Genomic DNA, 21,493 nt, shown 5'->3' with positions numbered 1-21,493 from the left:
ATGTTGCCTAATCCATTTCAATATATGTCCAAAAACCCGTTTCATTCCTCCTATATCTTTTAATAGAGTAAAGAATCCAGCTTGTAATTTATAGGAGATTATCAGTGTTTCAAGTATCATAATCACGACTATTTTACCTGCATAAGAAAAGGCCCGTGCCTCACTGCTTTAAAATAACAGTGAGGCACGGGCCTAATTATCTATTGATCTAATTGCTGAACCTGGAAAAGCTTGTGATAATGTCCCTGCCTTTCCATCAATTCCTGATGAGTGCCCATCTCTGCGATTTCTCCATGCTCCATATGAATGATCCTGTCTGCATGGGTGATAGTAGATAAACGGTGGGCGACAATAAAGGTGGTGCGATCTTTAGCCAACACTTCCAATGCTTCCTGGATCAGATGTTCACTCTCCAGGTCAAGGGCAGAGGTAGCTTCATCCAGAATAAGGATAGGCGGGTTCTTCAGAAATACCCTGGCGATTGCCACTCTTTGCTTCTGTCCTCCGGAGAGCTTCACTCCTCTTTCTCCCACTCGTGTGTCATACCCCTCCGGCAGCTTCATGATGAAATCGTGGGCATTTGCTGCTTTGGCAGCTTTTATGACATCTTCATCACTTGCTTCCGGGTTTCCGAATTTAATATTCATTTTCACAGATTCACTGAATAGAATATTGTCCTGAAGGACCATCCCGATTTTATCCCGGAGAGATCTGACCTCGAATCTTCTGATGTCTGTACCGTCTAATTGAATTTCTCCCTTGGTCACATCGTAGAAGCGTGGAATCAAGCTTACAAGCGAGGATTTGCCTCCTCCGCTCATTCCGACGAGTGCAACAGTCTCCCCTGACCGAATATCCAAATTGAGATTCCTCAGTACCTCTTCTTCCTTTGGATCATATTGAAAGGATACATTCTTAAACTGGATATCCCCTTTTACATTGCGGCATGGAACTGCACCAGGCTCATCATCGACATCATACTTTTCGTCCATGAACTCAAAGACCCGGTCCATCGATGCGATCGATTGTGTCAAGGTAGTCGATGAGTTTACGAGCCTTCTCAGTGGATTATATAAACGGTCAATATAAGCTATGAATGCCGCCATAGTACCGATAGTCAGATCTTCTTGGATTACCTGAAGACCTGCGTATCCGATGATGATCAATGGAGATATATCGGTAATTGTATTCACTACAGCAAAGGCTTTCGCGTTCCAGCTTGTTTGATTTAATGCTTTGGTTAAGAAGTTACTGTTCTGTCCTTCAAATTGCTTCTGCTCATAGTCCTCCACCGCAAAACTCTTGATGACAGACATTCCCTGCACCCTCTCATGCAGATGACTCTGAACTTCTGCGAGCGCCTGAGAACGCTCCCTTGTCAAACCGCGCAGCCTTCCGAAGAAATATCGTACCGAGAAGGCATAGAAAGGAAAAGCGATCAGGGACACCAGCGTCAGTGTCACATCCATCGTGAACATAATGGCAAGTGCTATGATGATAGTGGCTGCATCCAGCCATAGATTCATAAGTCCCGTGATGACGAAGTTCTTCGTCTGCTCGACATCATTGATCACCCTTGAGATCACTTCACCTGCGCGGGTATTGGAATAATATTTAAAACTCAGCTTTTGAATGTGGGAAAAAAGAGTATCCCTTAAATCAAAAAGAATCTTATTTCCTGTCCATTGGGCAAAATATTGCCTGTAATACTCAACCGGCGGCCTGATGATAAGAAACAGCACAAGCATGACGCCCATAATCGTAAGTAAATTACTTGTTTTTTCTGGTGTTGTTAAGCTTCCATTCCCCACGATATCGTCGATGACGTATTTAATCAGAATCGGAATCAGCAGGGGAATCGCAAACTTAATGATTCCTATGAAGAGGGTACCTATAATCTGCCAGCGATAAGGCTTAACAAATTGCAGGTAACGTTTGATACTATCCAAGTTATTACTCCTTTCCAAGTAAGAGCCTGTAGATTTATACATTTTTCACGCCCCTTAAAAGCAGAGCGAAAACAGCCTCCATTAAAAAGGGATGACCCAACAGGAACACGGTGTTCCTTTTCTCCATATGCCTGTTGCAGGGAGAGAAAAGGAGGCTCCTTACTGGGTCAGCCCTTCGTAAACTATACAATTGTCCAGGTTGGTTACCCCCTATGTGTCAAGTAGCGTTCATACCAGATATCAATAAAGTCAGGTGCAAAAGGACCTTTCCTTTGTCGAATCCATCGTACAAGCTTGTCTACATTTCTCTTCAGGATGTGATCGATCACATCAGGGTAACCGTACAATTTCCGATGAGCCTCATATTCATCCTCATCAAGCAAGGTATACGTCATATCAGGAAACACTTTAATATCCAAGTCATAATCAATGTACTTGATTGCTTCATGATCGTATACGAATGGTGAACTCAAATTACAATAATAATAAATCCCGTCCTCACGGATCATACAAATAATGTTAAACCATAGTTCAGAATGAAAATAACAGATGGCGGGTTCGCGTGTCATCCATGTTCTTCCGTCTGATTCCGTTACAAGTGTCCGGTCGTTTCCACCGATGATAACATTACTTGTCCCTTTTAAAACAGTCGTCTCATTCCATATCCTGTGGATATTTCCATCATGCTTATAACTATGTATTTGTACAGATCGCCCTTCAGTGGGAACAGCCATTGTATCCCCTTCTTTCCTAACAAATTCCATGTATATATAAGTGTTTATTCTATTATTATAACGTTTCCCTCGTAAATTTAAAACAAAAGGGCTGTCTTTAAAGAAATTCGTCTTTAAAGATGGCCCTTTTTTCTATTTATTATTTTTGTTGAGGTGTTTTAATTGGGTGAGAGTTCAAGCAGCAATTAAGCAAATCCTATTAAACAACGCAGTTTATTTTCTTGCAAGACTTCGCTTTCCGCGGACGGTTGGTGAGCCTCCCTAGTCAAGATAGTTAACTGTCTAGCTGCTGGGCTCAGAGGCACATGTCATAAGCCAAACCGCCTCTGAGCAAAGCCCTTCCGCTTTTCTCATAGGAGTCTTCGTCTTGCACTCCAATCAATTGCTGGATAGTCGCCAACCACTATTCAGTTTCCATAACCTTCTTAAAATTTTTCAGATTAAAATTATGACTATGACGGAACTTCATTATATTCTTCCTGATAAGAACGAATCACATCATCTGTTTGTTCCTGAAAGATACGCTGGATTTCTTTTAGCTCTCTTTTCTTTTGGATGATTTCACTTTTTAATGATTGGACCTTGGTCATTTCCTGCAATTCTATAAGTTCCTTTTCAAGCTTCTGGCAGCGCTCAATCTCTGCCTGAAGAAACAACAGCTTATCCATTGTCGCCAACTGTTCGGATACCAATTGATTAAACCTTTGCTGCATCAAACCTACCATCCCTTCTAAACAAGCTCTCTTAGAACATTCTCCTTCCACTTCCCAAACCCTTTGACAACATCTGTCACAATCCCACCACTTTTGTCGACCAACTCCTCTGTATCTCTTTAAAGCATCGAGGGACGGGCCTTTAGCAGGCTAAAGGCCCGTCCCTCGATACTTTAACGCAGAAAAGCACCCGCTTTGAAAGCGGGTGCTTTGGTCTGTTCTTCAGCGATTATTGTTGTTGACCAGGGTTTTGAGATTTTTTAGCTTGAGATTGTTGGTTTTGTTTACGCACTTCTTGAGCATTTGTTTCAGAAGCGAACTCAGTACCGTATTGTTGCTGAGCTCCTGCTTGTGCGTTTTGTTGTTTAACGTGTTGAACGCTAGTACCAGCTTGAGTCTTGTTTGGTTGTTTTGCCATTGTAATCACCTCCACGCTAATTAAGATAACCTGGTGCGCAGGAGACTATCCAAAAAAATTATGGAAAAACAATCCATAAAACTGGCATTAAACGAGCAGTGAACGCCCGCCGTCCACGATGATCGTTTGACCTCTGATCATCGACGAATCGTCAGAAACAAGGAACAAAACTGACTTCACAAGATCTTCGATTTCCACCATGCGACCTGCCGGAGTATTTTTACGTGCATCTTCCAAAAGCTCTTCACGATTCGGGAAATGTTTAAGTGCATCCGTATCGATCGCTCCTCCGGAAACAGCATTTACGATGATATTCTTTGGAGCAAGCTCCACTGCCAAATAACGCGTCAGTGCTTCTACCGCTGCTTTTGAAACACCCACCGTTGTGTAGTTATCAAGGTAACGAATCGAACCGAGCGAGCTGATGCTGACAATCTTTCCTCCTTTGTCCATCAGTTTCGCGGCTTCCTGTGCACAGAACAGCAACGCTTTAGAGTTGATGTTCATCGTCCAGTCCCAATGTGACTCTTCAAGCTCCATTACAGGTCTGAGTACTCCAGAAGCTGCATTGCTCACAAGCACATCAAGACGTCCGAATTCTTCTTTGATCTGTTCGAACATCGCTTTGATTTTATCAACATCACCTACATTGGCACGGACTACAAATGCTTTCTGTCCTAATTTTTCAACTTCTTCAGCTGTTTCGAGCGCACCTTTTTTGCTGCGGGCATAGTTCACGACGATATCGTATCCCTGCTGTGCCAATTGAATGGCGATTTCTCTTCCAAGTCCCCTGCTGCTTCCTGTTACTAATGCTACTTTTTCACTCATTCTTGTTCATCCTTTCAAATTTATTTTCCATAACAAGCAATTCTTTTTCAAAGCATAATCAGCCTCCATTTACTGAAAACTAATGAGGATATTCGATATAACTGGAGGTCTGATCGTATGTATGTAGGTCGAGATATGACGGAGCTGTCCATGCTCCCTAAAAGTGAATGGAAAAAGAGCGAGTTAGCCTACTTTCATCATTCACTACAACAAATAGTACCCTATTTAAACGCAGAAGGACAATCCATTCATCGTGAAATCGTTGAAGAGATTGAAAACAGGGGCGGATTGAACCGCAGGGAAGCTGATTATACACATGGGACGAAAACGGTATACGATTGATATGAAGCCTTTCAAGGCCCGGGCTGATGACGTTTTAACATGTCTTCAGCCACGGGCCTCTATATTTTTCAGTTCTGTATGACATGTCCTGTTTCTTTCCAGATCTTCTGGTGGGAAACCGGAAATGCATATTTTTCTAATTCTTCTTCTGTTACGGCAATCAATTCAGTATCTTTTAATGCGGTGCTTTCCACACTTCCGGCATATACTTCTATATCCCAGACAATATGAGAGAATATATGCTGAATTTTTGTGATGACTCCAGCTTTTAAGGAAGCATCCACACCGTAGTCTGCTTCCAATCGTTCACCGAGCTGCTTCCGCCCGCTTCTCGTTGTTGTCACTTCAAAATTGGGGAACTCCCACAGATTCGCCAGCAAGCCGGTGCTCGGGCGTTTATGGATCACGACCCGGTTATCCTCTGTAAAAAGTACGGCTGCGGACATATTCAACTTGCGTGCCGCCTTCTTTTTTGATTTGATTGGAAGTTCAGCCTGCACTCCTTCATTAAAAGCCTGACAATGTTCACGTACCGGGCATAACAGACAGGACGGTGAGGTCGGCGTACATATCAATGCACCAAGTTCCATTAGAGCCTGATTGAAATAAGAAGGATTTTCTTTTGAAATAAGAGCCCTGACGGCTTCCTCAAACACTTTTCGTGACGAAGGCTTTGCTATATCAAGCCAGATGGAGAGTATCCTTGAAAACACCCTCATGACGTTTCCGTCTACAGCAGGCTCCGGTTTTCCATAGGCAATACTGAGGATGGCTCCAGCAGTATAGGGTCCGACACCTTTTAGGGAAGAAATTTCTTTAGGCGTATCAGGGACGATTCCCCCATACTTTTCGTGGACTTCCTTCACTGCCGATTGCAGATTTCTGACCCGCGAATAATACCCGAGACCTTCCCATGCTTTCAATACTTCCTCCTCGTCTGCAAGGGCGAGAATTTCTATTGCAGGAAATTTTTCAAGGAATCGGTTAAAATAAGGAATGACAGTATCTACTCTGGTCTGCTGAAGCATGATTTCTGATACCCAAACTTTGTAGGGATCACTATCCTTTCTCCACGGCAGGTCACGCTGCTCCCTTGAAAACCAGGAGATTAAATCTTTCTGAAATTCCTCACGGTCAATGGTCTCTAAATGTTTTAACGGTTCTTCTTTCAATTTGTACCTCCAAAGATGTTAGATGTTGCGATGATTAGGGAATAAATAATGTATTATGAACTTTTTTTGAGCCCGATGCATTTCATTTCTTTTAATCCGCCACAGATACAATCATCCAATAAACCAAATAGTAAATGACGACGCGACGTTCGCAAACGTTTAAGGGCATAGTAATGGGCCTCTGTCGGGACGACGAATGTTTCGATGTACCGATTGGAATCCGCCTCGGATTTTTCCCAGCGGATATTCATTGCGTCGTATTCGGGCAATGAATGTATGATGTTTTTCATGATCTGCCTGTACTGATGGTGGAGACTTTGCTTGATTTCATATTCAAGATAAATGTGTAATGAAGTTTTCATTTTGAAATAAGCTCCTTTTAACCATATCATGAAGTGCAACGAAAACAAACGAATTCAGTCAAGGGAGGACTTTTTTTGGATACAGGTACTCATATCGTTATGGGGTTTGCACTGGGAGGTCTAGCCACTCTTGATCCCGCAGTCGCTGAAAGCAGTGCTACTTCTACAAGTGTCCTCATAGGTGCAGTCATCGGTTCTCAGATCCCTGACATTGATACTGTGTTGAAACTGCGAAATAATGCAGTATATATACGTCACCACCGGGGAATCACTCACAGCATCCCGGCTGTCCTGCTGTGGCCGCTGCTCATAGTCGCATGCATCTATCCATTTTTTCCTGAAGCGAATCTGCTTCACTTATGGATTTGGACATTTACAGCTGTTTTCCTGCATGTATTTGTCGACATATTTAACGCATACGGCACCCAGGCATTGAGGCCGCTTTCGTCGAAATGGGTCGCTTTGGGTGTGATAAACACGTTTGATCTTCCAATTTTTATCATCCATGTCATCGGTTTGATTTTATGGGGATTTGGCTTCCCGCCGGGAGAGACGTTCCTTGTGATGTACATTATAATTTTCGCCTATTATGTTCTCCGGTTCCAGGTACAAAAAGCCGTTAAGAACGCTGTACAGAGAAGGATACCGGAAGCCGAAAAGATCATCGTATCCCCTACTATGCGCTTTTTCCAATGGAGGCTTGCAGTGGTGACGAAGGACAAATATTATGTCGCCAGGGCATATAGACGTTCTATTACGATATTTGACGAATTTAATCGAATTCCCGTACCGGACCTGCCAGTCATTGAAGCTGCCAAAGTAGATAAGAACCTATCGGCGTTTCTCTCCTTCTCTCCTGTTTACCGCTGGGAAGTGGACGAATACGACGACCATTTCGAGGTTCGCTTCATCGATCTCCGTTACCGAAATAACGGTCATTATCCATTCGTCGCACTCGTCCAGCTCGACAAGGACCTTAGTATTGTAAGCTCTTATACCGGGTGGGTATTCAGCGAAGAAAAACTGCGTAAAAAAGTCGATATCGACATATTAATCGATTAACGCACCGAGGGACGGGCCTTTAGCATACTAAAGGCCCGTCCCTCACTTCTTTAGTGCACTAAACCATCGTCTTCTTTGCTGTCTTCACTCTCGAGCAGGTGCTTGTATTTAGGATTTCGTGCGGCGAACTCATGGATGCGGGAACCATAGTTCGTGATCCATTGGCGCACCACTCGTTCCGTCATTTCTTTCCCCTGGTATTCATAGCCTGCTTTGGCATATGTGGTTTCAAAATCCTCCCACACAAGCTCGACCCAGGTTCTTGCCCTCTCATATGAAAGTTCACTATTCTTTTCCAATAATAATTCTGTAAGCTCATGGAATGTCGACTCCATTTTGTCTCCTCCTTTTCCATTTGTTTTTATGATAAAGTACAGCTTTCCATCCATACTATTAGTACGTGGTTAAGCTTAGTGGCAGCCTTTGCTTTTTCACGGTATGAAATAAAACCTTTTAGGAGGCAGATTATGCGTAATAAAACAACCGGGTTCCCTAATATGAACAATAATAAATTCGAAGGAGAACCAAGAGCGAAAGCTGAATATGCATCTAAAAGGGCAAATGGCACCATCAATACCCATCCTCAAGAACGTATGGCGTCTTCAGGAAAAAGAAAACAAGACTCGATTTAACGAAAGTTATTTTAGGGGGTAGTCACGATGGCAAACATGAAAAATAATTTCTACCAAAATAAGTACAGCAGTCCATTTACTAAAGCATTCTACAACCCAAAACATGCTCATTCCCAGGCAAATGGACAAACCACACAAACCCAGAATATGATCATTCTGGAAGCTGAAACCCGCAAGCGTTCTTAAAGCTGTCAAGGTCCGTCACTCACCGCTTTAAGCGGCAGGGGACGGACCTTGGTTTTATTTTTTGTCAGATTTGAGAAGGGAGATCGGCAGTGCTTCTTCCTTTCCATCGCCGCCAAGGCGGTAACCCCATGCGAATACCCCGTTTAGATAGTCTATTTTAAAGAATACACCTGGATCTCCTTCAATGGCGTAAATACCGCCAGGTTCATAATCATCAGGATTCATCAGGTACGCTTGAGCCATCAATGCTTTGCGTTCGAGCACAGCGAATTCATTAACGATTCCCAGCTGTTCAGCTTTTCTTGCTTTTTCCTTCAGGTTTGCAATTTCCTGTTGTAATTCATGCTGCGACATTTCACTGTATCTTCTTTCTTGCTGTTCCATGTTCTCATCACCTCTACTTAATGATAAGTATAGTTAAAATGATACAATAAGGAAAGTGGATATGCTATATTTCGTCCTGCTGCTGCGCAGGAAATTGTCAAAACCGACTACTTAAGATCAGAAAGGATGTTTCATCATGAAAAAAGCAATCATTACAGGCGGAGGCACAGGTTTAGGGAAAGAACTGGGCAAGCTGCTTTCAAAAGAGTATCATATCGTTTTGTTAGGGCGTACAAAAGAAAATCTGGAAGAAGCTGCAAATGAAATAAAACAAGCAGGCGGCGAAATCTCGTATGCAGTCCTTGATGTGCGAGCAAGAATCGATATCGAACAAGTCTGCTCCACCGAACTGCTTCAAAATGATATTGAATTATTGATACATAATGCTGGAGTGGGCTACTTTGGGCCTTTAACGGAAGCGAAGGATGAAGAACTTGAGGCAATGTTTGAAACCAATGTCCTCGGTCCTGTCCGCTTAACAAAAGCCCTTCTGCCGCAATTGGAAAAGGGTAATACCACTATGATCAACATCATCTCCACTGCAGGCCTAAGAGGGAAAAAGAATGAATCATTGTATGTGGCAAGCAAGTTCGCATTGAGAGGGTTCGGTGAGAGTCTGCAGAAGGAATATGAGGGTTCTGGTCTCAGGGTCGTCAACGCTTATATGGGCGGCATGAATACACCCTTCTGGGATGAAACCGATCATATCAGCGATCGCTCACGTTTGCGTTCCCCTAAAGAAGTGGCGGAAATCATTGTGGAACAATATAAATCTCATGATGAAATCGTCATAGAATCACAAAAATGACAAAAAGAGGCTGGGACAAAAGTGATTTAGTTTAAGTAAAACCCAAACTAATTTGAGTGATATGAGACAAATTAGTTCGGGTTTTTTATTTGATCAAATAGACATTTAGAATTAATGCTTTCCAGCGGTTGATTGGAGTGCAAGACAAAGACTCCTGCGGGAAGAGTAGCTTATGTGAGACGTGTCCAGCTACAGGGCTTAGAGGCACATGCCATAAGCCAAACCGACCAAAAAGGCAAAGAACGCCTTCCAGGCCGATTCGTCTTATGCCACCCGCCTCTGAACAAAGCCCTTCCGCTTTTCTTCCCGCAGGCGAAGAGCCGAGGAGGCTCACGGGCTACCCGCGGAAAGCGAAGTCTTGCACGGAAATCATTAGCGGTATTAATAGCCTACACATAAATTGTTCGTCTTAATGTGTGGTTTTTTAGTTTTGTTCCAGCCTCTTTTTAAATACGAAATTATGGAGCAAACGGAAAAAACATAAAAGCAACAATAAAAATTATAAATGGCACCGTAACAAGAGCCAATAAATCAATCAGGATCATCAGCGCGATCCAGATCCATCTGGCACTGCCAATCCGCTTCTTATACTGCATAATGCAGCGGATGTTCACAAGAATCAAAAACAGTATAAGGCCAATCAGGACGAAAGGGACCACCCATTCCCCCAGTGCTTCTGCATAGCCTTGGTTTCTCCATTCCACCGTTCCCAATGAATAAAAATCGGTCCGGAACTTGATCATGATCTCACCGATAAGGAATATCAGAGCCGAGGCTAGAATGACTCCCCCTGCTATCAGCTTAAATCTTCGTTCTGTCCCGATTAAAAGTGCCAGCATAAAACCTGTATACAATACTGCAGCAACTTCCACCCCTTGTGTCCCCCTTCTTTCTTAAAAATCCCCATCATTCAATCCTCTTCCTTCAATACTTCAAGAAGCCGCTCAATCTTATCTACCGGAAACCCTTTCCTATACAAGGTCTGTTTCATTTTCTGTTCATATTCAAAGCCCTCGAATTTAGACGACAGCCTTCTATGCGCTTTCTTCCCCTGATGATAAAGGGCATCCCACTGTTCATCCGTATCACGTTCCGTGTCAATCGTTTCCCATACAATTTTCATGACCGGACCTGCATATCCTTTACGCTGCAAATTTTGTTCGATTTTCTGCTTTGCGATCATAAAGGAGTCTTTCCGATACTTCTTCATAAGTTTCTCGGAAATCGCAGCCGCCTTGTCGACCTGCATGTCAAAAGTAAAAGCCTCGAGTGCCTCTTCTATATAAGGATCATCGACACCTTTTCTGTACAATTCCCCTCGTATCCAGCTTGGCCCTTTGTCAGAAGTATTGATCTGGGTTCCAGTAAAGGCCTTTGCAAATTCTAAATCGTCAATATACTTCATATCCTTTAGTTTATGAATGACTTCCCCGATGATGCCTTCTTCTAATTCATCGTCCTTTAGATGATCCCGGATTTCTTTTTCTGTCCTCATTCTGTATGACAAAAAGTGAATCGCCTTGTTTAAAGCTTTTTTTACATCGTCTTCATATTGCATCTCTGAAATTTCAAGCTCGTCCACTTCAAGTCCTTTTCTCAGCCCGAATTTGGCGAGCACAACTTCATCAACGCTGAATGCGTATTTGCCGTCTATAAATAAATTGTACCGTTCATCATTTTTCACTTGTTTCGTAATTTTCGTTATGACACCCATATTTTCCACCTCTTAACTAATGTAACACATCGGATTATGTTTTTTATTCTGCAAATAGGTAAAATAATAACTATAACTGGAGGGATGACCATGAAGATTGCCATTACTGGAGGAACAGGATTTGTCGGTCAGGCCGTGACTGAGGAGCTGCTGGCTCACCATCATGACGTCGTGATCCTGACAAGGAGCCCTGATAAATATGAAGATCGCTCTGAAGTAACTTACGTGAAATGGTTAACAGAAGACGCTAATCCACTAGATGAACTTGAAGGAACGGATGTTTTTATCAATCTTGCAGGTGAATCCATTAACAGCGGCAGATGGACAGACGAACGAAAGAAGCGGATTATAAACAGCCGCATATCATCGACACAGGAAATCATCAATATCATGAAAAATCTGTCACACTCACCGTCATGTTTAATCAATGCGAGTGCGATTGGATTTTATCCTTCTTCAACTGAAAATACGTATACGGAAGCTTCCACGGAAAAAGCACATGATTTCCTCGGTGAAACCGTTCAAATATGGGAAAAAGAAGCAGCAAAAGCTGAAACTGCCGGCTTTCGGGTAGTCTTTACACGATTTGGCATCATTCTCGGAAAAGAAGAAGGAGCTCTTCCACGAATTGCCCTCCCCTATAAACTGTTTGTAGGCGGAACCGTTTTACCCGGAAATCAGTGGATGTCCTGGGTTCATATTCACGATGTTGCAAGGGCTATAAGGTTCTCGGCAGAAAATGAAGCGATCTCTGGACCTGTGAACGTCACAGCCCCTACACCTCTCAGGATGAAAGAATTCGGGATCATCCTGAGCAGTGTATTAGGAAGGCCCCATTGGATGCCGGTACCTCCATTTGCTTTAAAAATCGCCATGGGGGAGATGAGCCAGCTCGTGTTAGAAGGTCAGAAAGTGCTGCCGAGCGTCCTTTCAGAAAATGGATTTCAATTTGAATATACTGAACTTGAAAGCGCATTGGTGAATATTTATCATTCAAAATAGGTATGTCCCCTTCTTTTAAAGGGAAAAATAATAGTAAATCTTTGAAAAGAAGGGAAGTACACAGTATGGATAATAAGCGCAAAAAAGACAAAGACAGATCAAAGCTTTCTAGTATGCAAGAGGTTACCTATTCAAGAGAATTTAAAAGAGCCGACCGTGCTGCCGGATTCAGCCCTAAACGGCATACGTAAGCAAATATTACCTAACTAAAAGTTCCCCTTTTGATAAACAATAAAGGTACAAGCTCACATCACAGTGAGTCTTGAACCTTTGTTTTTTAACCTAATGATAAAAGGGGATGTTCGTATTGGGCAGATCACGAGGACATAAAAAACACGATAAAAACCTGAACAGCTTGCCACAGACACCGGCTGCATTAAAGTCAGACGGTGTAGACGAAGAGTTCTCCAGGGAACTTGCCGACCAGGCTGATATGGAAGCACAGGCTCGCGCAAATGCTGCGAACCAGCGTGCACGTGTAAAGAGAAACCAATAGCAGTCCCCTCATGGTTAAAGAATGGACCTGAGGAATTCAAAAGGAGCCACCCGGGTTTTAAGACCGGGTGGCTTTACATTTTCATAATCATCTGCAGGTAGGTATTCTTTCAAACGACGATTGCTTTTTTATGATGATCTTTTTTCTGGAGAAGGTTCTGCTTCAAATAAGGCATCACCCAATGATCTGCACCCCAGTGGTAAGCCCCTTTACCTGTGAAGAGGAGAAGGATTGCCACTGTAAGAAGGATTGGATTAGTGCTTACTGTACCCGCCATCAGGAAGTTCAAGTTCATGAATGCCCCGGCAAGTAAAGCTGGTATTGTCATCAATCCTGTAATCAAACCGAGTCCCACCAGCACTTCTCCCCAAGGAATCAGGAAGTTGAACAACTCCACATTCGGTACGGCGAACTCTTTCAGAAATGCTGCGTACCAGCCCTGGACAGCCGGATGTTCCCCTGTTGCTTTGGCAATTGCCCCTTGTAAAAAGCCGCTTGCATCAAAACCATCGTTCACCTTATGCCAGCCTGCCTCAAACCATTTAATGCCCAGCCAAATTCTAAATACTGTCCAAATCACGCTAACTTTTTCATTTTGCCACCATTTCATGATGGTTCATCTCCTTGTTATATATTGTGAAATATTTCACATATGCAAGTAAAAAAATAATGTGTTTATCAGCTGATTGCTAAAGTTTAGTTTGTGAAATGTTTCACATTTACCTTACACTTATAATATACTCCTCACCCCCTGTTTATGCAATAGACAATGGCATAGTTCATAAAGCTGTCAAAAGTATGAAGGGATCTTGGACAAAGAGTCTGGGACAAAACTGAAACACCCAGACTCTTCTGAATATATTTTTCCAGTTGAAACCTCACTTATATGTGGCCAGCTACAACACCAGCCCCACAATCTCATTCACCCACTCCGTCCGTTCATCTTCACCGATCTTTTCACACAGCCGGCTATGAATCCGATTGAATTCGGGTACAATCTGCTTCATCACATCAAAAATCATTTCAGGATCACGCCCAGCGTCCCAGCCTGCCAAAAGTTCCTGCTCCCTCTGATTGAACTGAGAACGCTCCCCTTCATATTTTGACCACTCACCCGGGGCATTGGGCTGCCTGTCATTCACCATATCCCAGCCCGCAGCAACGCTCCATCTCATCATATTCAATGAATGGAGAGCATAGTATAGTTCTCCCCTTTTCGACCTTCTATACACTTCATGCAGATGAGCAAAGAACTTACTCCTCCATACCTCGAATTCACCGATGCTTACTTCATAATGGAAATGTTGTGATTGTTCTTTGACTTCTTCGACTATATCGTATGGATCATATGCGATATGTGCCTCTTCCCTCATGTAATGAGAAGGTTTGAGGTCTTCTTTCTTGTAGTAAAAAGCATCCACCTTCACAAAACTTTTGTAGTGGGCTACTGTATGTTTCGCCCAAGGGAAGTCTTCGAAATATAAGACGTCTCCCCAGCACTTCGCCCGTTCTTTCTTTTGCTTTCGATACGTTTCATAGACTTCATCTTTTACGACGATTCTCAGGTCCAAATCGGAATAGCGGTCGTGATTCCCTTTTGCCATAGATCCGCCATAGAAAACAGCCAGCACATTTTCGTCCTGAATCAAATCTTTTTTAATGGCATTCTTTATTTTCTCCCGTTCAGTGATCAAGTTAGCATCTCTTTCTTGGTGTTTCGTTTCGAATTCCAAGTCTGTCACCCTTTCTATTAAAAGTGTTCCTCTCTTTTACCACAGTAAAATCCTCCTCCCTGATCTCACACTTTTCAGATAGTAGAAGGGATTGAAACTCTTCGAATAAACGTTGGATTTCATCATATTGATTGATCAACTCTATGCTTCTATTGTATTCTTCTTCATTTCTATATCGTGTAATTTCCATCCATTTTGAAGGGTCGTCCTTACTTTTAAGGTGGAGAGAGCTAGAGTCTATATGACGGCTGTAAATGTCTGCCGCTTTTTTCTGGATTCTTAAATACTCTTGTTCTTTGTCCGGCTTGATATGATATTCATATACTTTAATAAACATCGCATTCACCCCTTCATCTCTTATCGCCTACAGATATTGAATAAATATTACCACATATTCCCTTTCCTACTACAGGATTTTCAGATAATCTAGAATAAATATAGTAAACTTGAAATGAAGATGGGTATTTAATCGATAGAAACTGCCTGACGGGGGTTGAACTTTATGAAATCGAATAAAAAGCTTTGGCGGATGTGGAAGATCGTTTCTTTAGCTGTCTCAATCGTCATCAGGATGTATTGGTATGAGCTGAGAAGGAAGACGGAAGCAGATAAGGAGCGGCTGTGGGAAAAAATCGGCCAGGAATTCAAGCAAACGTTATTTGAATTGAATGGTGTCCTGATCAAGGTTGGGCAGCTGATGAGTATTCGTGAAGACTTGCTTCCGAAAAGTTTTGTTGAACAGATTAAAGATCTGGTCGACCATGTTCCCCCATCTCCTTGGGAAGAGATAGAGATGGTGCTGGAATCTGAGTGGAAGTCGGCGGTCATGTCTAACCTGAAATCCTGTGACCGTGAAGCGGTTGCCTCTGCATCAATTGGCGAAGTGTATAAGGCACAACTGATGGATGGAACAGCCGTGGCAGTTAAGGTTCAGCGTCCGGAAATACCTGATCTGGTGAAAACCGATTTCATATCGCTTGCAATCATCCTCTGGTTTGTGAGGCATTTTGCCCCGATTCCAAAAGGATTTATCAATTTTAAGATGTTGTATCAGGAATTGAAACAGGTCATCGAGCAGGAGCTTGATTTTTATAAAGAAATGAAGACGGCGGTCGCGTTCAAAGAAAGATTCAAAGACCATTCAGGTGTAAAAATACCAGGAGTTTATCCGGAATTATGTACAGATAAAGTGTTGGTCATGGAATGGGTGGAGGGTGCCCGTCTTAACGATATTCCTGAGATTGCCCGTTTTGGATTGGAAGGCGAGAAACTCGGCCAGCGATTATTCCGCTTGTTCCTGCCGCAATGGCTGGAAGCCGGGACCTTCCATGCAGACCCGCATGCAGGAAACATCCTGATTCAGCCTGATGGAACTTTCGTCTTATTGGACTTCGGGATGGTCGGTGAAATTTCCAAACGTGATTCTGTGTATTTTCAACAATTACTGGAAGGCATCCTGTTAAAAGATTATCAGAAAGCAGCGGGAGCTCTCGCACAATTGGGCTTCTTGTTACCGGAAGCGAGCCTTAAAGGTATCGAGAGGCTGCTGGAGGAACTAGTGGCCATTGATATGGAGCAATTCAAACAAATGGATCTGATTGCTGTGAAAAAAGAAATGACTGAAATGATGAATTCTTTGCCAATCCAGGTTCCGACCCGCTTTATTTTTCTAGGTCGGTCATTTGCCACGATCGAGGGGCTTGTCTATACGTTATGCCCTGAAAAAGAAACACTCGACGTCATGAAACCTGCATTCCTGGATTGGGTAAAGAGCACCAATCTAAGTAAATGGGAGCTCCTGCTTAAATGGATAACGGCTCAGCCTTTATTTCAAGGTGTTCAGAAAGTCCGCCAGCTTATGGACATTCCCGAGCGTTTGATTCAGCAGAAAGATGACCATCAGAATCAATTGTTCCAATTCAGGCTTTATGAAAATCAAAAGAAACATGCATTTACACTTTTCATCATCGGAACAATCGGATTTTTCTTTGGATATCATCATCATAACGAAGTCCTTTGGCAAGGGAGCACTGCCTTATCACTGGTAGGGATATCAGGTTATTTCATTACCGGATTGAAACAGAAAAAGTGGTTAATTAAAGTGAAAAATCGATCATGATATAAAAAAGCGTTACTTCTAGTTAAAGAAGTAACGCTTTCTTTATCTATAGGAACACTCCCAGCTCGTACAGACGATGTTCCGGCCGCTTTGTTTAGCTTTGTACAGAGCTTCATCTGCATCCTGGAAGAGTGACTCATGCTCCTCTGCACGGGGATTGAAAGCGGAAACACCAACGGATACAGACAGCTGAAGCTTCTTCTGATCCGGCAGGAGAAATCGATATTCATATACGGCTTCTCTGACCCTTCCTGCAATCTCTTTAGCTTGTTCCACAGTACATTTAGGAAGCAGCAAGGAAAATTCCTCCCCCCCGTTCCGAGACAAGATGTCGCCTGCCCTGGTCAATCGGCTTAATAGTTCAGCAAGCTGTTTTAACACTTCGTCACCTGCTGTATGCCCATAGGTATCATTTATTTGTTTAAAATGATCGACATCAATCAGACAGATTGCGCACGTTTCCTTCTCCTCGATCGCTTCTTTGATCATGCGGTTATAATGACTGTCAAACGACCGGACATTATAAAGACCCGTCAAAGCATCCCTTAGTGCATTTTCTTTATACTGATAATAACGCTCGCTTGTCTTCCTGATATAATCGACAAAATATAAGGTCAAGTAGCCTCCGATCAATGTACTGAGAATATGGAATAATGCAATATCCCATACCTCTGCATACTTGTCCACAACGATGTAAAGAGCGATCGAGAAAATCAATTGACTATACAGCAGGAGAAACGTCCATCTTTTCCACGGACTTCCTTTCATGTAAGTTACAATCAATCCCGACCCGACTGCAATGGAAAGCATCATGAAAAGGGCCACATAAGAAGAGAAATTCACCGCTATGAAGAAACGTCCTGCGCTGATGACTGAAGCAGAAATGATCGTCGGTAAGAAGCCTCCATAGAACGCTACAAGAATGACCGGGATATGTCTCAAATCAAGAATCGTCATATCGTTGACACCTATGCTGTAGTGCATAAGGATAATTCCTAGAATTCCGGCTAAAATCCCGTCCAGTACTTTTATATGGATCGGTGATGTTAAGGTCAGCCTCTTCTTCCTGAAGAGTTGATGCCAAACAAACGTGAAAGACATTAACAGCGAAATGTTTATTACTAAATCACTTATCATAACTGTATCTTTCCTCACATTTAATATAATAGGTAAATTATACCGTAATTCCGTAGGAGATTTCACGTTTTTATTAATTTTATGTTCAGTAACACAACGTCAAACTTTAACGTAACCAGGTTTAATTCATTCACTCATGTTCTTCTGGCGGAACATCAGGATGAAATTGATAGTAATGCAAGTCAACCTTACCTTTATTGTTCAAAAATACTCCTTCTGATTCAAGGGATGTTTTTTGGCGGTTGAATTGTTCTTCGTCTTGAAAGCCGATTTCTCCTTTACTGTTGATCACCCGGTGCCAGGGAAGCCGATACTTTTCGCTCATCGAATGAAGAATCCTCACGACCTGCCTTGCTCCTCTTGGACTTCCTGCGTATTTTGCAATTTGACCGTACGACATGACTTTACCATGCGGGATATTTTTTATGATGTTCACGGCTCTTTCTGTAAAACTTTTCACTCGACTTTACTCCTTTATCATCAGATATGTTTAGCCTCACTGATTATATGAAATAGTAATAGGGGATGAAACGATGATGGTACAAGCCTCTTTCCTACAATAATCCATTTATTTATATTACACTAATGATTAGCTAAAGAGAGGACGTGATGGTGAAATGACGATAAAACTGATTGCTCTTGATATGGATGGAACGCTTGTCAATCATGAAGGCGAGGTTTCTCCGGAAAATGAAAAAGCCATTCAACGGGCAAAGGAAAAGGGAATTCATGTTGTGTTGAGTACAGGGCGCTCTCTTCGCAGATGCAGGGATATTTCCGATCAACTTGGCCGCTCTTCCTATTTGATCACTGTAAACGGCGGGGAAATTTATGATCATGAATACAATCTGGTGGACAGTACGCCACTTGATAGGGAGCTTGTAAAACTGCTTTGGACACTGAAGGAAGAACACGATATCTACTACTGGTCTTCGACTACCCAGGGATTATTCAATACCCACAACCCATTTGATCAGGATATAGATGCATATGACTGGTTAAAGTTTGGGTTTGATATCAAAGAAGATGAAGTCCGTAAAGTGGTGATGGATGAATTGATGAAAAATAAGGCACTTGAAATCACCAATTCCAGTCCTACGAATATCGAAATCAATCCGGCAGGCGTGAACAAAGCGGCGGCCCTTGTAAAGGTATGCGAATGGCTCGACCTCTCCATGGAAGAAGTAATGGCTGTCGGCGACAGCATGAACGATATCGCCATGATCAGGGAAGCAGGCTTTGGTGTGGCGATGGGGAATGCCCAGGAAAAAGTGAAGATAGCCGCCGATTGGGTGACAGGTCTGCACACTGACCATGGCGTTGCCCAGGCGATTGATAGGGTACTTTCTTCTGACGAATACCTATAGTCAAAAAGAGCATGAGCCACTAGTGGCTCATGCCCTTTTTTTTCACAGAAACTAGGAGTACCATCAAGAAGATGCTCCTTGAAAAATCCTTATTTAACGACAATTTCATTGTTTTCCAGCGTTACTAATACTTGGTTGATATCTTCTTCTTCAAGAAGTAAATCCGCAATCTTGTCTTCTACCTGCTCCTGGATCACCCGGCGCAATGGACGAGCTCCAAATTCAGGATGATAGCCTATTTCAACCAGCTTATCTTTTGCTTCTATATCAACGGTAACTGTAATCTTTTGATCGTCAAGCCCGGCTTGCAGATCAGCGAGCATTAGATCAAGAATTTGTAGAAGTTCTTCTTTCTCAAGCGACTGGAATTCAATGATACTGTCAAATCGGTTTAGGAATTCCGGCTTGAAGTAAGCTCCCAACGACTTCAGGATAGTTGTTTCCTTCACTGCATCAGTACCACCCGTATCAAAGCCTACGATCGCTTCCTTCTTATCTGTCACACCTGCATTACTTGTCATGATAATCACAGTATCTTTAAAGCTTACAGTTCTGCCCTGACTGTCTGTTAATCGTCCATCTTCCAGTATTTGCAAGAACATATGCTGCACATCAGGATGTGCTTTCTCGATTTCATCCAGCAGAATGATGGAATAAGGATTTCTCCTTACCTTCTCCGTGAGCTGTCCCGACTCTTCGTGTCCGACATACCCTGGAGGTGAACCAATCAGTTTGGAGACGGAATGCTTCTCCATGTATTCACTCATGTCTAATCGGAGCATACTATCTTTCGAACCGAATAATTCTTCAGCCAGCGTTTTCGTCAACTCTGTTTTACCAACACCAGTCGGGCCGACAAATAAGAAAGTACCGATTGGACGGTGCTTCGCCTTTAATCCTGCACGGCTTCGGCGAATCGCTTTTGCTACTTTTTTTACAGCTTCTGCCTGACCGATCACTTTATTAGAAAGATTTGTCTCAAGTTCTTTCATACGTTTCTTGTCATCGCTTTGAAGCTTCCCGACCGGTATGCCCGTCTTCGCTTCGATGATTGACTGGATAAGCTCCGGCTCTACCACTGATTTCCCCTTCGCATCACCATTTTGAAGCAGCTTCTCGATTTCTTTTTCCTTGTCACGAAGCTTAGCCGCTTCCTCGTAGCGCTCTTCCTTCGTTGCATAATCTTTCTTTGCTTTTACCTCATTCAGCTTCTTATAAAGGGCTGATGTGTCTTTTCCTTCTGACTGAAGGTTCATTTTAGAACCGGCTTCATCCATTAAATCGATTGCTTTATCGGGTAAGAAACGATCCTGGATGTAACGGTGGGATAGCTTAACGCATGACTCAATGGTTTCATCTGTATACGTTACACCATGAAAATTTTCATACTTATCACGCAATCCTTTTAGGATCTCAATTGCCTGTTCAGGATTTGGTTCATTCACCATCACTGGCTGGAACCGGCGTTCAAGAGCCGCATCTTTTTCGATTTGGCGGTACTCTTTCAGTGTAGTCGCACCGATCACCTGCAATTCACCACGGGCTAAAGCCGGTTTTAGGATATTGCCTGCATCCATTGAACCTTCTGCTGATCCGGCACCAACCAGCTGATGAATCTCATCAATGAATAACATGACATTCTTGCGGCTTTGAAGCTCGCTGATGATTGCCTTCAATCGCTCTTCAAAGGATCCGCGAACTCCTGTACCGGCTGTCAATGAAGCTACGTCCATCACATATACTTCTTTATTTAAAAGTTTTGAAGGAACCTCTTCGGCCGCAATTTTTAGTGCAAGCCCTTCCGCAATCGCTGTTTTCCCTACACCCGGCTCACCGATGAGAACGGGATTATTTTTATTGCGGCGGTTCAGGATTTCAATGACACGCTCGACCTCTTTATCTCTACCGATGACTGGATCGATAAGTCCTGCTTTGGCAGCATTGGTCACATTGCGTCCGAATTGATCAAGGATCCCGTTTCCGCCGTTCCCGCCTGTTTGAGCCTCAGGGCCAAGAGATTGCCCGCCAAATGTATGAGGCTGATGACCTTCCATATTCATGCCTTTGAATATTTCATCAAGAGGAAATCCCCCATTTAAACCAGAAGGCATTTTCGACTGTTGTTGTTGAAAACAAGCAGAGCACATATGCATTCTTGTCTTATGATTGTTGACTCTTTTAAAGACTTCAACCGTTGCCTGGTTTTGCTGACATACTTGACATTTCATACAGTATTACCTCCTCATGAGTAGTAAATATATTGATAAAGTTTAGTTATAAGTTTTACGGCCAAGATTAATCGCAATTTGACTTTGACTTTCTTTGACCTTCT

27 protein-coding genes are annotated in these 21,493 nt (G+C 42.8%); 10 read left to right on the top strand and 17 right to left on the bottom strand.

The window, feature by feature from the left end:
- Window positions 1–200: 200 nt before the first annotated feature.
- The 5 genes from ACXAFV_RS21975 to fabL all read right to left on the bottom strand — a co-directional run bounded on the left by ACXAFV_RS21975 (window position 201) and on the right by fabL (window position 4,645).
- Window positions 201–1,949 carry an ABC transporter ATP-binding protein gene (locus tag ACXAFV_RS21975; RefSeq protein ID WP_475129639.1) on the bottom strand — a complete coding sequence of 583 codons (1,749 nt, stop codon included), beginning with the start codon at window positions 1,947–1,949 and terminating at the stop codon, window positions 201–203.
- A 203-nt stretch (window positions 1,950–2,152) separates the two neighbouring features.
- Window positions 2,153–2,683, bottom strand: coding sequence for a nucleoside tri-diphosphate phosphatase (gene ntdP / locus ACXAFV_RS21970; RefSeq protein WP_446245811.1), 531 nt, complete (start codon window positions 2,681–2,683; stop codon window positions 2,153–2,155).
- A 452-nt stretch (window positions 2,684–3,135) separates the two neighbouring features.
- Window positions 3,136–3,396, bottom strand: a complete 261-nt coding sequence (locus ACXAFV_RS21965) for a YgaB family protein (RefSeq protein WP_475129637.1) — start codon at window positions 3,394–3,396, stop codon at window positions 3,136–3,138.
- 229 nt (window positions 3,397–3,625) lie between these two features.
- Window positions 3,626–3,814, bottom strand: coding sequence for a gamma-type small acid-soluble spore protein (locus ACXAFV_RS21960; RefSeq protein WP_475129636.1), 189 nt, complete (start codon window positions 3,812–3,814; stop codon window positions 3,626–3,628).
- A gap of 87 nt (window positions 3,815–3,901) precedes the next feature.
- Window positions 3,902–4,645: an enoyl-[acyl-carrier-protein] reductase FabL gene (gene fabL, locus ACXAFV_RS21955; protein ID WP_071620250.1), complete on the bottom strand. Its 744-nt coding sequence runs from the start codon at window positions 4,643–4,645 to the stop codon at window positions 3,902–3,904.
- Between the two features lie 117 nt (window positions 4,646–4,762).
- Here fabL and ACXAFV_RS21950 point away from each other — a divergent pair, with 117 nt between their 5' ends.
- Window positions 4,763–4,987 carry a hypothetical protein gene (locus ACXAFV_RS21950; protein WP_475129634.1) on the top strand — a complete coding sequence of 75 codons (225 nt, stop codon included), beginning with the start codon at window positions 4,763–4,765 and terminating at the stop codon, window positions 4,985–4,987.
- Window positions 4,988–5,055: 68 nt separating this feature from the next.
- Here ACXAFV_RS21950 and mutY read toward each other — a convergent pair whose 3' ends face one another.
- Together mutY and ACXAFV_RS21940 are read right to left on the bottom strand one after the other, a co-directional pair.
- A complete protein-coding gene (gene mutY / locus ACXAFV_RS21945) occupies window positions 5,056–6,159 on the bottom strand; it encodes an A/G-specific adenine glycosylase (RefSeq protein ID WP_475129631.1) in 1,104 nt (367 codons plus the stop codon).
- Window positions 6,160–6,212: 53 nt separating this feature from the next.
- Window positions 6,213–6,521: a hypothetical protein gene (locus ACXAFV_RS21940; protein ID WP_475129629.1), complete on the bottom strand. Its 309-nt coding sequence runs from the start codon at window positions 6,519–6,521 to the stop codon at window positions 6,213–6,215.
- A 75-nt stretch (window positions 6,522–6,596) separates the two neighbouring features.
- Here ACXAFV_RS21940 and ACXAFV_RS21935 point away from each other — a divergent pair, with 75 nt between their 5' ends.
- A complete protein-coding gene (locus ACXAFV_RS21935) occupies window positions 6,597–7,583 on the top strand; it encodes a metal-dependent hydrolase (RefSeq protein WP_475129627.1) in 987 nt (328 codons plus the stop codon).
- Between the two features lie 50 nt (window positions 7,584–7,633).
- Here ACXAFV_RS21935 and ACXAFV_RS21930 read toward each other — a convergent pair whose 3' ends face one another.
- Window positions 7,634–7,918, bottom strand: coding sequence for a YfhJ family protein (locus ACXAFV_RS21930; RefSeq protein ID WP_475129625.1), 285 nt, complete (start codon window positions 7,916–7,918; stop codon window positions 7,634–7,636).
- Window positions 7,919–8,050: 132 nt separating this feature from the next.
- Here ACXAFV_RS21930 and ACXAFV_RS21925 point away from each other — a divergent pair, with 132 nt between their 5' ends.
- Together ACXAFV_RS21925 and ACXAFV_RS21920 are read left to right on the top strand one after the other, a co-directional pair.
- Window positions 8,051–8,215: a small, acid-soluble spore protein K gene (locus ACXAFV_RS21925; RefSeq protein WP_032086301.1), complete on the top strand. Its 165-nt coding sequence runs from the start codon at window positions 8,051–8,053 to the stop codon at window positions 8,213–8,215.
- Window positions 8,216–8,242: 27 nt separating this feature from the next.
- On the top strand, window positions 8,243–8,401 hold the full coding sequence (locus ACXAFV_RS21920) for a YpzG family protein (protein ID WP_475129622.1): 159 nt from the start codon (window positions 8,243–8,245) through the stop codon (window positions 8,399–8,401).
- A 54-nt stretch (window positions 8,402–8,455) separates the two neighbouring features.
- Here the strand turns inward: ACXAFV_RS21920 and ACXAFV_RS21915 are convergent, their stop codons facing one another.
- Window positions 8,456–8,785 carry a YfhH family protein gene (locus ACXAFV_RS21915; RefSeq protein WP_475129621.1) on the bottom strand — a complete coding sequence of 110 codons (330 nt, stop codon included), beginning with the start codon at window positions 8,783–8,785 and terminating at the stop codon, window positions 8,456–8,458.
- A 136-nt stretch (window positions 8,786–8,921) separates the two neighbouring features.
- Here ACXAFV_RS21915 and ACXAFV_RS21910 point away from each other — a divergent pair, with 136 nt between their 5' ends.
- A complete protein-coding gene (locus ACXAFV_RS21910) occupies window positions 8,922–9,593 on the top strand; it encodes an SDR family NAD(P)-dependent oxidoreductase (protein WP_475129620.1) in 672 nt (223 codons plus the stop codon).
- Between the two features lie 458 nt (window positions 9,594–10,051).
- Here the strand turns inward: ACXAFV_RS21910 and ACXAFV_RS21905 are convergent, their stop codons facing one another.
- Together ACXAFV_RS21905 and recX are read right to left on the bottom strand one after the other, a co-directional pair.
- Window positions 10,052–10,465 (bottom strand): hypothetical protein, encoded by a 414-nt coding sequence (locus ACXAFV_RS21905; RefSeq protein ID WP_475129619.1) that lies wholly within the window; start codon window positions 10,463–10,465, stop codon window positions 10,052–10,054.
- Between the two features lie 38 nt (window positions 10,466–10,503).
- Entirely contained in the window at window positions 10,504–11,307 is an 804-nt protein-coding gene (recX, locus tag ACXAFV_RS21900; RefSeq protein ID WP_475129618.1) for a recombination regulator RecX, read from the bottom strand.
- A gap of 90 nt (window positions 11,308–11,397) precedes the next feature.
- Between recX and ACXAFV_RS21895 the strand changes: the two genes are divergently transcribed.
- From ACXAFV_RS21895 to ACXAFV_RS21885, 3 genes are all read left to right on the top strand, one after another.
- Window positions 11,398–12,309: a TIGR01777 family oxidoreductase gene (locus ACXAFV_RS21895; RefSeq protein ID WP_475129616.1), complete on the top strand. Its 912-nt coding sequence runs from the start codon at window positions 11,398–11,400 to the stop codon at window positions 12,307–12,309.
- Window positions 12,310–12,311: 2 nt separating this feature from the next.
- Window positions 12,312–12,500: a YfhE family protein gene (locus ACXAFV_RS21890; RefSeq protein WP_475129614.1), complete on the top strand. Its 189-nt coding sequence runs from the start codon at window positions 12,312–12,314 to the stop codon at window positions 12,498–12,500.
- Window positions 12,501–12,616: 116 nt separating this feature from the next.
- Entirely contained in the window at window positions 12,617–12,805 is a 189-nt protein-coding gene (locus ACXAFV_RS21885; RefSeq protein ID WP_475129612.1) for a YfhD family protein, read from the top strand.
- Between the two features lie 109 nt (window positions 12,806–12,914).
- Here ACXAFV_RS21885 and ACXAFV_RS21880 read toward each other — a convergent pair whose 3' ends face one another.
- The 3 genes from ACXAFV_RS21880 to ACXAFV_RS21870 all read right to left on the bottom strand — a co-directional run bounded on the left by ACXAFV_RS21880 (window position 12,915) and on the right by ACXAFV_RS21870 (window position 14,875).
- A complete protein-coding gene (locus ACXAFV_RS21880) occupies window positions 12,915–13,415 on the bottom strand; it encodes a DoxX family protein (RefSeq protein ID WP_475129610.1) in 501 nt (166 codons plus the stop codon).
- A gap of 286 nt (window positions 13,416–13,701) precedes the next feature.
- Window positions 13,702–14,547 carry a nucleotidyltransferase domain-containing protein gene (locus ACXAFV_RS21875; protein WP_475129608.1) on the bottom strand — a complete coding sequence of 282 codons (846 nt, stop codon included), beginning with the start codon at window positions 14,545–14,547 and terminating at the stop codon, window positions 13,702–13,704.
- Window positions 14,501–14,875 (bottom strand): hypothetical protein, encoded by a 375-nt coding sequence (locus tag ACXAFV_RS21870; RefSeq protein WP_475129606.1) that lies wholly within the window; start codon window positions 14,873–14,875, stop codon window positions 14,501–14,503. Before ACXAFV_RS21870 ends, ACXAFV_RS21875 begins: the two co-directional genes overlap by 47 nt.
- A 165-nt stretch (window positions 14,876–15,040) precedes the next feature.
- Here ACXAFV_RS21870 and ACXAFV_RS21865 point away from each other — a divergent pair, with 165 nt between their 5' ends.
- Window positions 15,041–16,657, top strand: a complete 1,617-nt coding sequence (locus tag ACXAFV_RS21865) for an ABC1 kinase family protein (protein ID WP_475129605.1) — start codon at window positions 15,041–15,043, stop codon at window positions 16,655–16,657.
- Between the two features lie 42 nt (window positions 16,658–16,699).
- On the opposite strand, the gene ACXAFV_RS21860 is transcribed toward ACXAFV_RS21865, so the two are convergent.
- Together ACXAFV_RS21860 and ACXAFV_RS21855 are read right to left on the bottom strand one after the other, a co-directional pair.
- The gene (locus ACXAFV_RS21860) at window positions 16,700–17,794 is read right to left on the bottom strand and encodes a diguanylate cyclase (protein ID WP_475129603.1); all 1,095 of its coding nucleotides are present in this window, start codon (window positions 17,792–17,794) and stop codon (window positions 16,700–16,702) included.
- A 130-nt stretch (window positions 17,795–17,924) separates the two neighbouring features.
- Window positions 17,925–18,254: an MGMT family protein gene (locus tag ACXAFV_RS21855; RefSeq protein ID WP_475129601.1), complete on the bottom strand. Its 330-nt coding sequence runs from the start codon at window positions 18,252–18,254 to the stop codon at window positions 17,925–17,927.
- Window positions 18,255–18,411: 157 nt separating this feature from the next.
- Here ACXAFV_RS21855 and ACXAFV_RS21850 point away from each other — a divergent pair, with 157 nt between their 5' ends.
- Window positions 18,412–19,161, top strand: a complete 750-nt coding sequence (locus ACXAFV_RS21850) for a Cof-type HAD-IIB family hydrolase (protein WP_475129600.1) — start codon at window positions 18,412–18,414, stop codon at window positions 19,159–19,161.
- A gap of 89 nt (window positions 19,162–19,250) precedes the next feature.
- On the opposite strand, the gene ACXAFV_RS21845 is transcribed toward ACXAFV_RS21850, so the two are convergent.
- Window positions 19,251–21,389: an ATP-dependent Clp protease ATP-binding subunit gene (locus ACXAFV_RS21845; RefSeq protein WP_475129598.1), complete on the bottom strand. Its 2,139-nt coding sequence runs from the start codon at window positions 21,387–21,389 to the stop codon at window positions 19,251–19,253.
- Between the last annotated feature and the right edge of the window lie 104 nt (window positions 21,390–21,493).

This window comes from Rossellomorea sp. ABR4_012 (assembly GCF_056159545.1).
This window is presented reverse-complemented; position numbering and strand designations above follow the sequence as displayed.

Excerpts from the sequence above, each read along its gene's own strand:
- ntdP (WP_446245811.1), bottom strand. The coding sequence starts at position 2,683 with ATGGCTGTTCCCACTGAAGGGCGATCTGTACAAATACATAGTTATAAG.
- ACXAFV_RS21965 (WP_475129637.1), bottom strand. The coding sequence starts at position 3,396 with ATGCAGCAAAGGTTTAATCAATTGGTATCCGAACAGTTGGCGACAATG.
- ACXAFV_RS21960 (WP_475129636.1), bottom strand. The coding sequence starts at position 3,814 with ATGGCAAAACAACCAAACAAGACTCAAGCTGGTACTAGCGTTCAACAC.
- fabL (WP_071620250.1), bottom strand. The coding sequence starts at position 4,645 with ATGAGTGAAAAAGTAGCATTAGTAACAGGAAGCAGCAGGGGACTTGGA.
- ACXAFV_RS21950 (WP_475129634.1), top strand. The coding sequence starts at position 4,763 with ATGTATGTAGGTCGAGATATGACGGAGCTGTCCATGCTCCCTAAAAGT.
- ACXAFV_RS21940 (WP_475129629.1), bottom strand. The coding sequence starts at position 6,521 with ATGAAAACTTCATTACACATTTATCTTGAATATGAAATCAAGCAAAGT.
- ACXAFV_RS21930 (WP_475129625.1), bottom strand. The coding sequence starts at position 7,918 with ATGGAGTCGACATTCCATGAGCTTACAGAATTATTATTGGAAAAGAAT.
- ACXAFV_RS21925 (WP_032086301.1), top strand. The coding sequence starts at position 8,051 with ATGCGTAATAAAACAACCGGGTTCCCTAATATGAACAATAATAAATTC.
- ACXAFV_RS21920 (WP_475129622.1), top strand. The coding sequence starts at position 8,243 with ATGGCAAACATGAAAAATAATTTCTACCAAAATAAGTACAGCAGTCCA.
- ACXAFV_RS21915 (WP_475129621.1), bottom strand. The coding sequence starts at position 8,785 with ATGGAACAGCAAGAAAGAAGATACAGTGAAATGTCGCAGCATGAATTA.
- ACXAFV_RS21910 (WP_475129620.1), top strand. The coding sequence starts at position 8,922 with ATGAAAAAAGCAATCATTACAGGCGGAGGCACAGGTTTAGGGAAAGAA.
- recX (WP_475129618.1), bottom strand. The coding sequence starts at position 11,307 with ATGGGTGTCATAACGAAAATTACGAAACAAGTGAAAAATGATGAACGG.
- ACXAFV_RS21895 (WP_475129616.1), top strand. The coding sequence starts at position 11,398 with ATGAAGATTGCCATTACTGGAGGAACAGGATTTGTCGGTCAGGCCGTG.
- ACXAFV_RS21890 (WP_475129614.1), top strand. The coding sequence starts at position 12,312 with ATGTCCCCTTCTTTTAAAGGGAAAAATAATAGTAAATCTTTGAAAAGA.
- ACXAFV_RS21880 (WP_475129610.1), bottom strand. The coding sequence starts at position 13,415 with ATGAAATGGTGGCAAAATGAAAAAGTTAGCGTGATTTGGACAGTATTT.
- ACXAFV_RS21870 (WP_475129606.1), bottom strand. The coding sequence starts at position 14,875 with ATGTTTATTAAAGTATATGAATATCATATCAAGCCGGACAAAGAACAA.
- ACXAFV_RS21865 (WP_475129605.1), top strand. The coding sequence starts at position 15,041 with ATGAAATCGAATAAAAAGCTTTGGCGGATGTGGAAGATCGTTTCTTTA.
- ACXAFV_RS21860 (WP_475129603.1), bottom strand. The coding sequence starts at position 17,794 with ATGATAAGTGATTTAGTAATAAACATTTCGCTGTTAATGTCTTTCACG.
- ACXAFV_RS21850 (WP_475129600.1), top strand. The coding sequence starts at position 18,412 with ATGACGATAAAACTGATTGCTCTTGATATGGATGGAACGCTTGTCAAT.
- ACXAFV_RS21845 (WP_475129598.1), bottom strand. The coding sequence starts at position 21,389 with ATGAAATGTCAAGTATGTCAGCAAAACCAGGCAACGGTTGAAGTCTTT.